General features: G+C 64.4%; 14 protein-coding genes. 9 read left to right on the forward strand and 5 right to left on the reverse strand.

Annotated elements, in window-relative coordinates:
• Positions 1-14: 14 nt before the first annotated feature.
• The 4 genes from pcaG to pcaD are packed head-to-tail and all read right to left on the reverse strand — an operon-like array spanning position 15 to position 2,589.
• Positions 15-629: a protocatechuate 3,4-dioxygenase subunit alpha gene (gene pcaG / locus NKI96_RS07945; protein WP_023685271.1), complete on the reverse strand. Its 615-nt coding sequence runs from the start codon at positions 627-629 to the stop codon at positions 15-17.
• Positions 629-1,384 (reverse strand): protocatechuate 3,4-dioxygenase subunit beta, encoded by a 756-nt coding sequence (pcaH, locus tag NKI96_RS07950; protein ID WP_023685272.1) that lies wholly within the window; start codon positions 1,382-1,384, stop codon positions 629-631. Before pcaH ends, pcaG begins: the two co-directional genes overlap by 1 nt.
• The gene (pcaC, locus tag NKI96_RS07955) at positions 1,374-1,787 is read right to left on the reverse strand and encodes a 4-carboxymuconolactone decarboxylase (protein WP_023685273.1); all 414 of its coding nucleotides are present in this window, start codon (positions 1,785-1,787) and stop codon (positions 1,374-1,376) included. Before pcaC ends, pcaH begins: the two co-directional genes overlap by 11 nt.
• Positions 1,780-2,589, reverse strand: a complete 810-nt coding sequence (pcaD, locus tag NKI96_RS07960; protein WP_023687922.1) for a 3-oxoadipate enol-lactonase — start codon at positions 2,587-2,589, stop codon at positions 1,780-1,782. The genes pcaC and pcaD overlap by 8 nt, the downstream gene beginning before the upstream one ends.
• A gap of 92 nt (positions 2,590-2,681) precedes the next feature.
• Here pcaD and pcaQ point away from each other — a divergent pair, with 92 nt between their 5' ends.
• From pcaQ to NKI96_RS08005, 9 genes are all read left to right on the forward strand, one after another.
• Complete coding sequence (pcaQ, locus tag NKI96_RS07965; RefSeq protein ID WP_023685275.1) at positions 2,682-3,599, forward strand: pca operon transcription factor PcaQ; 918 nt, start codon at positions 2,682-2,684, stop codon at positions 3,597-3,599.
• A gap of 276 nt (positions 3,600-3,875) precedes the next feature.
• Positions 3,876-5,174, forward strand: coding sequence for an ABC transporter substrate-binding protein (locus NKI96_RS07970; protein ID WP_352803647.1), 1,299 nt, complete (start codon positions 3,876-3,878; stop codon positions 5,172-5,174).
• Between the two features lie 89 nt (positions 5,175-5,263).
• Positions 5,264-5,938, forward strand: coding sequence for an ABC transporter ATP-binding protein (locus NKI96_RS07975; protein WP_502900254.1), 675 nt, complete (start codon positions 5,264-5,266; stop codon positions 5,936-5,938).
• Positions 5,935-6,663, forward strand: coding sequence for an ABC transporter ATP-binding protein (locus NKI96_RS07980; protein ID WP_352803653.1), 729 nt, complete (start codon positions 5,935-5,937; stop codon positions 6,661-6,663). The genes NKI96_RS07975 and NKI96_RS07980 overlap by 4 nt, the downstream gene beginning before the upstream one ends.
• Positions 6,660-7,556, forward strand: coding sequence for a branched-chain amino acid ABC transporter permease (locus NKI96_RS07985; protein WP_023826435.1), 897 nt, complete (start codon positions 6,660-6,662; stop codon positions 7,554-7,556). Before NKI96_RS07980 ends, NKI96_RS07985 begins: the two co-directional genes overlap by 4 nt.
• Positions 7,553-8,617: a branched-chain amino acid ABC transporter permease gene (locus NKI96_RS07990; protein ID WP_352803656.1), complete on the forward strand. Its 1,065-nt coding sequence runs from the start codon at positions 7,553-7,555 to the stop codon at positions 8,615-8,617. Before NKI96_RS07985 ends, NKI96_RS07990 begins: the two co-directional genes overlap by 4 nt.
• A gap of 2 nt (positions 8,618-8,619) precedes the next feature.
• On the forward strand, positions 8,620-9,405 hold the full coding sequence (locus NKI96_RS07995; protein WP_023714837.1) for a coniferyl-alcohol dehydrogenase: 786 nt from the start codon (positions 8,620-8,622) through the stop codon (positions 9,403-9,405).
• 94 nt (positions 9,406-9,499) lie between these two features.
• Positions 9,500-10,945, forward strand: coding sequence for an aldehyde dehydrogenase (locus NKI96_RS08000; RefSeq protein WP_352803659.1), 1,446 nt, complete (start codon positions 9,500-9,502; stop codon positions 10,943-10,945).
• Between the two features lie 256 nt (positions 10,946-11,201).
• Positions 11,202-12,233, forward strand: coding sequence for a hydroxyacid dehydrogenase (locus NKI96_RS08005; RefSeq protein ID WP_023685282.1), 1,032 nt, complete (start codon positions 11,202-11,204; stop codon positions 12,231-12,233).
• 160 nt (positions 12,234-12,393) lie between these two features.
• On the opposite strand, the gene msuE is transcribed toward NKI96_RS08005, so the two are convergent.
• Positions 12,394-12,954: an FMN reductase gene (gene msuE / locus NKI96_RS08010; RefSeq protein ID WP_352651527.1), complete on the reverse strand. Its 561-nt coding sequence runs from the start codon at positions 12,952-12,954 to the stop codon at positions 12,394-12,396.
• Positions 12,955-12,961 lie beyond the last annotated feature (7 nt).

Below are 12,961 nucleotides of genomic sequence, written 5' to 3' on the forward strand. Positions count from 1 at the left end.
TGGTTTCCTGACCGTCAGCTGTCGAAGAAGACCGTTTCCTTCTCCCCTTGGAGATGGACGTCGAAAATATAGTTGTCGCCTTGCCGCTCGGCGATCAGCGTCGGCACGCGCACCTTGTGCTCGATGCGGGCCAGGATCGGATCCTCGGCATTGGCCTTGGCCTCGTCGGAGAAATAGAGCCGCGTGTGGAGGCCGATATTGATGCCGCGGGCGACGATCCACAGGCTGATATGCGGCGCCATCAGCCGGCCGTCGCCATACGGCACGCGTCCCGGCTTGATCGTCTGAAAACTGCACAGGCCGGTTTCCATGTCGGTCGGCTGACGGCCCCAGCCCTGAAAATCCGGATCGGCATCGCCGCGCAATTCGGCCGGCGAATTGTAGAAGCCATTGGCATCCGCTTGCCAGATTTCGATCAAGGCATCCCTGAGCGGCGTGCCGGTGCCGTCGAGCACGCGGATGCGCAAACCGATGCGCTCGCCCTTGGTCTTGTCGTTGAGCATCGTCGCGCCGAGGTCTGTCGGATAGACGCCGCCGATACCACCGAAATTCGGCGTCAGCCCGATATGCACGTAGGGCCCGGCGGTCTGCGACGGGCTCTCCTTCAGCCGGGTCAGCGATTGCGCCATCAATTGCCCTCCGGCCGGTTTTCGAACAGCGCGGCGCGGCGCCCGCGCAGCACGATGTCGAACTTGTAGGCGCGCGCGTCGAACGGGATCGTCGCCTGCATGTCGAGCGCCGCGACCAGCGTCTCAACGGCCGCCTTGTCACGGATACCGCGCACGATCGGGCACCGCCAGATCAGCGGGTCGCCCTCGAAATACATCTGCGTGATCAGCCGCTGTGCGAAGCCGTGGCCGAACACCGAGAAATGGATGTGCGATGGCCGCCAGTCATTGGGCCCGTTCGGCCAGGGATAGGGACCGGGCTTCACCGTGCGAAAGGCATAGCCGCCATCGGCATCGGTGATGGTGCGGCCGCAGCCGCCGAAATTCGGATCGAGCGGCGCGAGATAGCCGTCCTTCTTGTGGCGGTAACGGCCGCCTGAATTGGCCTGCCAGAATTCGAGCAGCGCGCCGGAGACGCCCTGGCCGCGCTCGTCGAGCACGCGGCCATAGACGATGATACGCTCGCCGATTGCGCTCTCGCCGGGCTTGGCGAAGTTGTGGATCAGGTCATTGTCGAGTTCGCCGAGCATGGCGTGGCCGAACACCGGACCGGTGATTTCGGACGCCGTGTTGTCGAAGGCCAGCAGCGCCTTTTGCGGCGAGCGCAACACCGACGTCTTGTAGTCGGGCGTCAGCGCCGGCGGATGCCAGCCACGGTCGCGCTGGAAGAAGGCTCCGCTCTCGGGCCTGCGGTTCGAGCCGGCATCAGCTGGCATGGCCAGCCCTGCTTCCGTCCATTTCCGAAAACACCTCCTTGGCGATCCTGAAGGCGCGGTTGGCGGCCGGCACGCCGGCATAGATCGCGACATGCAGGAACGCTTCGCAGATATCGTCGCGCGACGCACCGGTGTTGGCGGTGGCGCGCACATGCATGGCGACCTCTTCATCATGGCCAAGGGCGGCCAGCAGTGCCAGCGTCACGATCGAGCGTTCGCGCCTGCTGAAGCCCGGACGCGCCCACACAGTGCCCCAGGCTGCCTCGGTGATCAGCTCCTGGAACGGCCGGTCGAAATCGGTGACGGCATCCTCGCTGCGATCAACATGCGGGTCGCCGAGCACCGAGCGCCTGACGGTCAGCCCGGTCTGATATCTGGTTTCGTTTTTGGGCAGTTCATCCATGGGTCTGCTTTCTCAGGGGAAGCGCCGCGACGAAATCGCGGATCAGGGTGGTCAGCGCCTTGGGCTGTTCGACGCAAGGGATGTGCGCGGCGTCACGAATGATTTCGAAATGTGCGCCTGGGATCAGATCGGCCAGCCAGCGGACGAGATCCGGCGGCGTCGAGCCGTCCTGGTCGCCAACGACGCAAAGCGTGGGTACCGCGATCCCCTGCGCGGCCTCGGTGAAATCGGCATCGCGCACCGCGGCGCAGGTGCCGACATAGCCGGCGACGGCTTGCCGGGTCATCATGTTCCAGTAGCCGTCGAGCTCGGCGACACGGTCCGCGTGGAAGGCAGGCGTAAACCACATTTTGAGCACGGCATCGGCGATGGCCTGGATACCTTTGCTTTCGACCGTTTCGATGCGGGTGTTCCAGCTGTCGGCCGTGCCGATCTTGTGGGCGGTGTCGCACAGGATGAGGCCGTCGACGATTTCGGGGCGCCGGGCATAAAACCCTTGCGCAATCAGGCCGCCCACCGACAGGCCGCACAGCACCGCATTGTTCAGTTCGAAATGATCGATCAGGCCCGACAGATCATCGACATGCTCGTCGATCGAGCTGACGCCACCAATGTCGGACAGGCCATGGCCGCGCTTGTCGTAGACCAACACAGGCATTTCGCCACCCAGTTCGGACAACACCTCGTCCCAGACGCGGAAGTCGGTGCCCAGCGAATTGATGAACACGATCGGCCGCGCATTTCCCTTCGCCTTGATATGGCGATGGTGCAGCGTGATGCCGCCAATGTTGACGAATGGCACGATTTCGATCCTCCGTGTTCACATTGCACAAGGCATTTGGTTTGGTAAAATGATATTTTACGCCGTTTCATTAACTGCTAGGTTATGAGAACATGTCCGAAAGCCGCATAAGGTTCCGTCACCTGCAGGCATTCCTTGAGGTAGCGCGGCAAGGCAGCGTGGCGAGGGCGGCCGACTTTCTCCATGTCAGCCCACCGGCCGTGACCAAGACGTTGCGCGAATTGGAGGAGGCGCTTGGCATCGCTGTCGTCGAACGCGACGGCCGCGGCATCAGGGTGACACGGCTTGGCGAAATCTTTCTCGGCCATGCCGGCACGGCGATCACGGCACTGAAGCGCGGCGTCGATTCCGTCCGCCAGGACGGCGCCATCAACCGGCATCCGATCCGCATCGGCGCGCTCCCGACAGTGTCGGCCAAGGTGATGCCACGCGCCATAAGCCTGTTCCTGAGTGAAAATACCGGTGCTGCGATCAAGATCGTCACCGGCGAGAACGCGGTCCTGCTGGAACAGTTGCGCGTCGGTGCGCTCGATCTCGTCGTCGGCCGGCTTGCGGCGCCGGAAAACATGACCGGCTTCTTCTTCGAGCATCTCTATTCCGAACCGGTGCTGTTCGTGGTGAGGGCCGGCCATCCGCTGCTGCAGCCGGGCCAGGATATCTTCGCCCGGCTCGATGAATTCCCGGTGCTGATGCCGACGCGGGAATCGGTCATCCGCCCGTTCGTCGACCGCCTGTTCATCACCAACGGCATGACGGCGCCTGCGACCGAGATCGAGACCGTCTCGGATTCCTTCGGCCGTGCCTTCCTGCGCCAAAGCAATGCGGTCTGGATCATATCGACAGGCGTCGTCGCCAACGAACTCTCCAGCGGCGCCTTCGTCGCCTTGCCCGTCAACACCGAGGAAACCAAAGGGCCGGTCGGCCTGACGATGCGGACCGACACTGCGCCTTCGCCGGCCTTCACCATCCTGCTGCAGACCATTCGCGAGGCGGCCAGCCAGAACGCCTGAGCACCTTTCGCCAATCTGGCGCAGAGCGGGCCTTCAGCCGTATTTCCATAACCTGTTGGTTAACGAAACACCGCAAAATATCATTTTACCAAACCAAACACCTAGGGCACTGTGACGATGGGAGGATCGAAATCGTGCCGTTATCGGCATTGGCGGCGTTCCGCTGCCGCCTCAAGGCCTGCCGGGGCGATCTCCGATCTTAAGAACGGGCGGCATCGATTTTGAGCAGGCCGGCGGTGACCTCCAGTTGCCGTCAGGAAAGGGAGGAATACCAGCATGACCTCAAGCAAATCCGGCGTCTCGCGGCGCCAGTTCATCGCCACATCGCTCGCCGGCGGCGCGGCACTTGCGCTCAGCCGCGGCCAGGCCTTCGCGCAGGCCGCCGACACGCTGAAGGTCGGCTTTGTCAGCCCGCGCACCGGGCCGCTCGCCGGCTTCGGCCAGACCGACGGCTATGTGCTCGACCTCGCCCGCAAGGCGCTCGCCAACGGCCTCGACATCGGCGGCAAGAAATACAGTGTCGAGATCATCGACCAGGACACGCAATCCGACCCGTCGCGCGCCGGCCAGCTCGCCAAGGACCTCATCAACAACCAGGCCGTCGACCTGATGCTGGCGGTGTCGACGCCGGAGGTGATCAACCCGGTCGCCGACGCCTGCGAAGCCGCCGGCGTGCCTTGCCTCTCCACCGTCATGCCGTGGGAGGCCTGGTATTTCGGCCGCGGCGCCAAGCCCGGCGAACCCTCGCCGTTCAAATGGACCTATCATTTCGGCTTCGGCGTCGACGAGTTCTTCCGGACCTACATCTCGCAATGGAACCTGATCGAGACCAACAAGAAGGTCGGCGTCATGTATCCCAACGACGCAGACGGCAATGCCATCCGCACCCATCTGGCGCCGTTGCTGGCAAAGCAGGGTTTCACCATCATCGATCCCGGCGCCTACGAGACCGGCACCACCGACTATTCCTCGCAGATCGCGCTGTTCAAGCAGGAAGGCGTCGAGATCTTCAACTCCTTCCCGATCCCGCCGGACTTCGCCGCCTTCTGGCGTCAGGCTGCACAGCAAGGCCTGATCAAGCAGATCAAGATCTGCCAGGTCGCCAAGACCGGATTGTTCCCGTCCGACATCGAGGCGCTCGGCGATCTCGGCAACAAGATTTCGAGCGCCGCTTACTGGCATAAGGCCTTCCCCTACAAGTCGCCGCTGACCGGGGTGTCGGGGACCGAACTGGCCGACGGTTATGAGGCCGCCAGCGGCAAGCAATGGACGCAGCAGCTCGGCGCCTCGATGTCGCTGCTCGACGCCGGCTTCGAGGCGCTGAAGGCAAGCACCGACGCCAAGGACAAGGCAGCCGTCGCCAAGGCGCTGAGCGCGCTCAACACCGAGACCATGATCGGCAAGGTCGATTTCACCAGCGGCCCGGTCGCCAATGTCTCGCCCGGCCCGATCATCGGCACGCAATGGGTGGCCGCCAAGGAAGGCAGCAAATTCCCGCTCGACTATGTCGTGACCGAGAACGCCACCGACCCGAAGGTTCCGGTCGAGGCCAAGCTCCAGCCGTATAACGGCTGACGGACGGCTACGGGGATCGCATCGTGAACAGTTCACCAAACACTGCGATCCTCAGAGCCGCCGGCATCCAGAAACGCTTCGGCGCGCTGGTGGTGCTCGATGATATCGACTTCGCCATGAATGGCGATGAGGCCGTCGGCATTGTCGGCCCGAACGGCGCCGGCAAGACGACACTGCTCAGCATCTTGTCAGGCGCCTTCCCGCCGAGCGCCGGCACGGTCGCCTTCAAGGGCGGCGATGTGACGGCGCTGCCGGCAACGCAGCGCTGCCGGCTCGGCCTCGTGCGCACGCACCAGGTGCCCAAGCCGTTCAGCGGTATGACCACGTTCGAGAACGTTTTTGTTGCCGCGTCGCATGGCGCCGGTCTCGCCCGCGACGAGGCCTATGAAGAGGCGCTGGAGTCGCTGAAACTGTGCGGCATGATGGGCGTGGCCAACCGGCGCGCCGAAACGCTCGGCCTGCTCGACCGGAAGCGGCTGGAACTTGCCCGCGCGCTCGCGGCAAGGCCTACGCTGCTTCTGCTCGACGAGATCGGCGGCGGACTGACCGATGGCGAGGCGAGCGAACTTGTCGATACCATCAAGGAATTGCGCCGCCGCAAGATCGGCATCGTCTGGATCGAGCACATCGTCCACATCCTGCTGCAGGTGGCAGAGCGGCTGATCTGTATGGACGCCGGCAAGATCATCGCCGATGGCGAGCCGCAAGCGGTGATGGCCGACCCGGAAGTCGTGCGCGCCTATCTCGGCGGAGGCCCGAAATGAGCCTGCTCGCAATCGAGAATCTGGTCGTCCGCCATGGCCTGTTGCAGGCGGTGCGCGGTGTGAGCTTTACGATCGAGCGCGGCGAAACGCTGGCGCTGGTCGGCGCCAACGGCGCCGGCAAGACGACGCTGCTGCGGGCGATCGCCGGCGCCCATGAGCCGACGGCCGGCCGCGTGCTGCTGAATGGCGCCGATATCACCGGCGTTCCCTCGCACAAGCGCGCCGGCATGGGCGTCGCGCTGGTGCCGGAAGGGCGAAAACTGTTCGTGCAAATGACGGTCGAGGAGAACCTCCTGCTTGGCAAGACCGCCGGCCGTCCCGGCGACTGGAGCGTGGAACGAGTGCTCGACACGTTCCCCAATCTGAAGCCGCGCCGCCATGCCAAGACCGGGCATCTCTCCGGTGGCGAGCAGCAGGCCACCGCCATCGGCCGCGCTTTGATGAGCAATCCCGAACTGCTGCTGCTCGACGAGGTCTCGCTCGGCCTGTCGCCGCTGGTGGTCGATCGCGTATACACTTCGCTGCAAGGCCTGATCAGCTCCGGCACGACGATCATCCTGGTCGAACAGGACCTCAATCGCGCGCTCTCGGTCTCGGACAAGGTCATCTGCATGCTCGAAGGACGCGTCGCGCTGGAAGGCCCGAGCAAGGGCATGTCCCGCGATGAAGTGACGAAAGCCTATTTCGGTCTGCACAGAAAAAGCGCCGGGAGTGTGCCGGCATGAGCAACCAGATCGTCCAGGGCATCCTGCTCGGCGGCTACTACGCGCTGATCGCCTGCGGCCTCTCCTTCATGTTTTCGGTGATGCGCATAATCAACCTCGCGCATGGCAGCCTGGCCGTGTTTTCCGCCTACGCGCTGTGGTGGCTCGCCTCGCAATTCCATATCTCGCCCTTCGTCGGCCTGCTCATCGTGCTGCCGCTGATGGCGGCCATCGGCTGGGCGCTGCAACGCTTCCTGCTCGAGCGCAGCGCCCGTGGAGGCGCGCTGCTGCCGATCCTGACCACGTTCGGCCTCGCCATCGTCATCGACAATGCGCTGTTCGAGCAGTTCGGCGCCGACACACGTTCGCTGGCGCCCTATATCGGCAGCCTCTCCTACGATTCCTGGGAATGGCCGGGCAGCATCTATGTCGGCAAGCTTGCCGTGATCATGTTCGCCGCCGCCGTCATATTGCTTGGCGGGCTGCAGCTGTTCCTTACCAACACCAGCCTTGGCCGCTCGATCCGCGCCACGTCGGAAGATCCCGACACGGCCGGTCTCGTCGGCGTCGATGCGCGCCGCGCCAACGCCCTCGCGGCCGCCATCGCCATGGTCACGGTCGGTCTTGCCGGTGCCTTCCTCGGCATGCGCGCCACCTTCGATCCCTATACCGGCGCACCTCAATTGCTGTTCGCTTTCGAGGCGGCGGTGATCGGCGGCGCCGGTTCGCTATGGGGCACGCTGGTCGGCGGCATCGTTCTGGCGCTCGCCCAGACGCTCGGCGCGCAGATCCATCCGCAAGGTTTTCTGATCGGCGGCCATGTCGCCTTCCTGATCGTGCTGTTCATCCGGCTCTCCACCTCCGGCCTCGGCCTGCGCGGCCTGCTGCGCCTGCCCGCGAGGAAAGCATCATGAGCTCGGTTTTAAACGCCCCCGTTATCGAGCGCGGCACCTCCGCCTCGCGCATCTCGGCGATTGCGGTTGTCGTCATCATCGCGCTGCTCGCTGTTGCGCCGCATTTCCTGTCGGCCGGCGCCGTCGACCGCATGACCGCCTTGTTCATCTATGTGATCCTGGCGGCGATGTGGAATGCGCTGGCCGGCTTCGGCGGGCTGGTTTCGGTGGGACAGCAAGTGTTCTTCGGCCTCGGCGCCTATTTCACCATCCGCCTGGCCGATGCAGGCCTCAACCCGTTCGCTTCTCTGTTTGTCTCGGCGATCATTGTCGGCGCGATCTCCTGGCCAATGTCGCTGTTCATGCTGAAGCTGAAGAACGGCGAGTTCGCCATCGGCATGTGGGTGATCGCGGCGCTCACCCATCTCCTGGTCAATCTCGACCGGCTGGTGCAAGGCGAGACCGGGACGTCGCTGATCTCGCTCAACGTCTATGACGCCGGCGTCAGGCGGGCGACGATCTACTGGCTGGCGCTGGCCGCGATGACGGCGCTCCTTGCCATCCTGTTTAGCCTGCTGCGCGGCAGCACGGGTGCGGCCATCCGCGCCATCAGGGACAATGAGGAGGCCGCGGCATCGGTCGGCGTGCGCGTCACCGGAACCAAGCGGCTGCTCTTCGTGCTCGCCGCCTTCGGCATCGGCATGGCCGGCGCGCTGTGGTTGGCCACGTCGATCACCTTCCAGCCGAAAACCTACTTCAACGTCCAGTGGACCGCCTACATGATCTTCATGGTGCTGGTCGGCGGCATCGGCACCTTCGAGGGCGCCATTCTGGGTGCGCTGCTGTTCTTCCTCATCGAGACCTGGTTCGGCGGCACCGGCGTCTGGTATCTGATCGGCCTCGGCGCCACGGCGGTGCTGTTCTCGCTGTTCCTGCCGCGCGGCGTGTGGGGAACGCTGGAGGAGCGCTTTGGCCTGCGCCTGCTACCGGTCGGCTACCGGGTCAGGCTGCCGGCAGACGCCGGCGATAGTGACGCGGCGCCTTCGCCGCAACAGGCCGCAACGCATAGTGAAAAGGCGTGACCATGCTGTTCGGCAAGACCATCCTCATCACCGGTGTCGCCTCTGGTATCGGCGCTCGCACGGCCGAACTTGCCGGCCAACTGGGCGCTGACGTGATCGGCGTCGATATGCGTGAACCGGCAGCATCGGCCGGCAGTTTCGTCAAGGCTGACATCTCATCCAAGGCCGGCGTCGACGATCTCCTCGGGCGCCTGCCGCAGCGCATCGATGCGCTCTGCAATGTCGCCGGCCTCCCCGGCAACACCGGTGCGGTGTCGACACTGGCCGTCAACTTCTACGGCCTGCGCGCGCTCTCGGAAGGCCTCGCACCAAGACTTCGTGAAGGCGGCACCGTAGTCAACGTCGCCTCGATCGCCGGCTATGGCTGGCGCGCCAATCTCAACCGCGCGGCATCGATGGTCGGCATCGAAGGCTTTCCCGATGTGGCGAAGATGATCGCCGACCATCAGGTGAAGAACGAGGAAGGCTATCCCGTTTCCAAGGAGCTGCTGCTGTTGTGGACGCAGCGCGCCGCACATCAGGACCTGTTCAGGAGCCGCGGCATCCGCGTCAATGCAGTGAGCCCCGGCCCGGTCGAGACGCCGATCCTCAAACAGTTCCGCAATGTGTTGGGTGACGCCCGCGTCGACAGCGACATCGCCAGGGTCGGGCGCGCCGGAACCTCGGGCGACATCGCGCCTGTTGTGCTGTTCCTGTGCTCGGACGGCGCACGCTGGGTCAACGGCGCCAATGTGCCGGTTGACGGTGGGCTTGAAGCATCGATCAATGCCGAGGTGCTCGGCTTCTAGACCATGATCCCGAAAAGTGGGAGCCGGTGTTCGGATCAGATCGTGGTCGATAATAGATAGAAAAGACGCTCCACGGCGAGCGAGGGAGAGAACAATGGACATCGGACTTCTGATCGACGGCGACAAAAGGAATGCCTCCGGCTCAGCCTCTTACGAGCGCATGGACCCGTTCACCGGCAAGCTGGCGACCCGCGCTGCCGCAGCCAGCATCGCCGACGCCAATGCCGCGGTCGAAGCCGCTGCTGCCGCTTTCAAGACGTGGTCGAAGACCGGTCCGGGCGAGCGCCGCGCTTTGCTGTCCAAGGCGGCCGATGTCATGGACTCCAAGGTCGGCGAATTCACCAAGTTGATGATGGAAGAAACCGGCGCGACCGGCCCCTGGGCCGGCTTCAACGTCATGCTCGCCGCCAAAATGCTGCGCGAGGCAGCCGCCATGACGACGCAGATTTCGGGCGAAGTCATTCCCTCCGACAAGCCCGGCACGCTGGCCATGGCGATCCGCCAGCCGGCCGGCGTCTGCCTCGGCATCGCGCCGTGGAATGCACCGGTCATCCTCGGAAGCCGTGCCATCGCCATGCCGATCGCCTGCGGCAACACGGTTGTGCTGAAAGCTTCGGAAATGTGCCCAGGCACACACCGGCTGATCGGGCAGGTGCTCGTCGAGGCCGGCCTGCCCAAGGGCGTCATCAATGTCGTCACCAATGATCCCAAGGACGCAGCGCCAATCGTCGAGGCACTGGTCGCGCACCCCGCCGTAAGGCGTGTCAACTTCACCGGCTCGACCAAGGTCGGCAGGATCATTGCCGAACTCGCCGGCCGTCACTTGAAGCCGGCGCTGCTCGAACTCGGCGGCAAGGCGCCGCTGGTCGTGCTCGACGATGCCGACATCGACGCCGCGGTTAATGCCGCGACCTTCGGCGCCTACATGCATCAGGGCCAGATCTGCATGTCGACCGAGCGTCTGGTCGTCGATGAAAAGGTCGCCGACGAATTCGTCGCAAAGCTCGCCGCCCGCGCCGCGCAGCTGCCTGCCGGCGACCCGCGCGGCCATGTCGTGCTCGGTTCGCTGATCAGCGACCAAGCCGCCGACAAGATGGAAGAACTGGTTGCCGACGCCGTCGCCAAGGGCGCCAGGCTTGTGGCCGGCGGCAAGCGCACCGGAACCGTGGTCGAGGCGACATTGCTCGACCACGTGACGCCGGCAATGCGCGTCTATTCGGAAGAATCTTTCGGCCCGGTCAAGCCGGTGATCCGCGTCAAGGGCGAGGACGAAGCGGTACGTGTCGCCAACGATACCGAATACGGCCTGTCTTCAGCCGTGTTCAGCCGCGACATCCGCCGTGCCATGGCGGTTGCCGCGCGCATCGAAGCTGGCATCTGCCACATCAATGGCCCGACCGTCGGCGACGAGGCGCAAATGCCGTTCGGCGGCGTCAAGGGTTCAGGCTACGGCCGCTTCGGCGGCAAGGCCTCGATTGCCGAGTTCACCGACCTGCGCTGGCTGACCATCGAGGATCCGGGGCAGCACTATCCGTTTTGACTGCACCTTCTCCGACAGGGGGAGAAGGGAAGGAGCCCTCAGGGCCGGTTGCCTGGCGAGCCAACGGACTCCCGCATCAAAACCCGGCAAGGCTCGAGCCGCGCGATCGGCGGCCCCTCCCGGAGTTGTAAATCGTTTAATGGTGGGTATTTTACCCCTCAAGCACATGCCGCCGGACGGCGGCAAGCGGTTTTGGGGACTACCACAAGTGCAAAGCAAGAATAAGCGATACGCATCGCGCCGGGGAGGAATCGTTATGCCAAACAAGGCCCTGCCGCTGGTCATCAGCGCGCCGGAACCACGCACGCTCGACCTGATCTTCACCTCACCGCAGCTGGCGCGCCTCAAAGCGCATTACCGCGTCGTCGAGACGACGGCCGAGGGGGTGGCGAACTTGCCCGCCGACGTGCTTGCCGAAGCCCGCTATATTATCGGCCAGCCGCCGATCTCGCCCGAGACCTTGGACCGGATGCAGGCGCTGCGTTGCGTCTTCAATGTCGAGACCAACCTCATCAACAACATGCCCTATGAGACGCTGTTTGCGCGCGGCATCCATGTCGTCACCACCGGCCTCGTCTTCGCCGAGCCGGTGGCCGAGCTTGGCCTCGCCATGGCGCTCAACCTCGCCCGCAACATCGTCGATGCCGACCTCGCCTTCCGCAAAGGCGAAGAGCTGTGGGGCGGCGACGGCAATTTGACGGCGCGGCTTCTGTCCGGCGCCGATGTCGGCATCATCGGCTTCGGCGATCTCGGCCGTGCGCTCAACCGACTGCTGTCGGGTTTTCGCACCCGCACCAAGGTCTTCGATCCCTGGCTGCCGCCATCGATCCTGATCGACAGTGGCGTCGAGCCGGCCTCGCTGGACGAGGTGCTGTCGACCAGCGATTTCGTCTTCGTCGTCGCTTCGGTGACCTCAGAGAATCAGGGCTTTCTCGGTGCCAATGCTTTTGCCTCCATGCGCAAGGGCGCCGCATTCATCCTGCTCAGCCGCGCCGGAGTCGTCGACTTCCCTGCCCTGATGGCGGCGGTGGAAAGCGGCCACATCGTCGCCGCCAGCGATGTCTTCCCTGAAGAACCGCTGGCGCAGGACCATCCGGTCCGCACGATCCCCGGCTTCCTGCGCTCCGCCCACCGCGCCGGTGCGCTTGACATCGCCTTCAAGCGCATGGGCGACATGGTGCTGGAGGACATGGACCTGATCGACCGCGGCCTGCCGCCTCTGCGCTCCAAGCGCGCCGAGCGCGAGACGGTGTCAAGGATGCGTTCGAAGCCGGCGGACAGGAACTAGTTGTCGCGAGAAATCCGCCTGAGATGGATTTCGGAGTTGGCCAAGCCGCGTTGTCATCGTCGCTCAGGATGACCGCAAGCGCGGGAACCTTTGCACGGCGATACCCCGCCAGGCCTGGCCGGCGGGGTATTGATTTGCGGATGACGTAAAAATCTGCGTGCTATCCGGCCGCGACGCCGGCAGCTGAGCGATTGGCCAGCACCAGCCCGACCTCGCCGACGACCTGCTCGACGCGCTTCAGGATGGGTTCTGCCCGCAGCACGCCATCGGAAAAATCCTTGTCCGTGGCATAGACCCCTGTCGGCAGCGTCAGCGCCTCGAAGAAGCCGAACAGCGGCCGCAACTGGTGCTCGACGATCAACGCGTGGCGATCGTTACCGCCGGTGGCAAGCAGCACCACCGGCTTGCCGCGCAAGGAAGCGGGATCGAACAGATCGAAGAAGTGCTTGAACAGGCCGGTGTAGCTGCCCTTGTAGGTCGGCGACCCCACCACCAGCACATCGGCATTGACGACGCTGTCGAAGATTGCCCGCGCCTGACCGTCGAGATCGCGCGCCCATTTGGCAGCGCCAAGTGAGGGGCCGAGGTCTTCGACGTCGTAGGTACTCGCCGACAATCCATGCTGGCGCGCAATGTCCCTCACGACCTGGTCGACGAAGCCGCGCGTCTTGGACGGCCGGGTGAAATTGCCGGAAAACCCGACGACGGTTGGATTGGGCATGTTTCTC

The sequence above is a fragment of the Mesorhizobium sp. M0292 genome, from assembly GCF_040321695.1.
Lineage (GTDB): Bacteria > Pseudomonadota > Alphaproteobacteria > Rhizobiales > Rhizobiaceae > Mesorhizobium.